The sequence below is a fragment of the Mesorhizobium sp. M7A.F.Ca.CA.004.12.1.1 genome, assembly GCF_003997835.1.
Lineage (GTDB): Bacteria > Pseudomonadota > Alphaproteobacteria > Rhizobiales > Rhizobiaceae > Mesorhizobium.
The window spans coordinates 1-405 of record NZ_RZRK01001541.1 but is presented as its reverse complement, the minus strand read 5'-3'; the positions used below and the strand labels follow the sequence as shown (position 1 = coordinate 405).

Here is a 405-nt window from a genome sequence, read left to right as displayed (position 1 = left end):
GGTTGGCGGGATCGGCGACCGAGGCGGGGCGATGATAGTTGACTGCGTACATTTGTCTTTCTCCCCTGGGTGAAAGAGCGAGCAGGAAGTAGCGAACATTCTCTTCCCTATTCGCTACCCCTATTCGCCATTCGCGTTCAATGTTTCGTCGCGCGGATCGCGGCCCACACGGTGGACGGCGAAGCCGGCATGGCAAGATCGTTGCTGCCGATGGCGTCGGTGATAGCGTTGATCACCGCCGGCGGCGAGCCGATCGCGCCGGCCTCGCCGCAACCCTTGATCCCCAACGGATTGCCCGGGCAAGGCGTGTTCGAGGTCGAGACCTTGAACGACGGCAGATCGCCGGCGCGCGGCATGGTGTAGTCCATGTAGCTCGCGGTCAGCAATTGTCCGCTGTTGTCGTAA

Annotated in this window: 1 pseudogene; it reads right to left on the bottom strand. The window is 62.0% G+C overall.

Annotated elements, in window-relative coordinates:
• Positions 1-137: 137 nt before the first annotated feature.
• Positions 138-405: pseudogene (locus tag EN984_RS37465) on the bottom strand (xanthine dehydrogenase family protein molybdopterin-binding subunit); the annotation flags it as partial.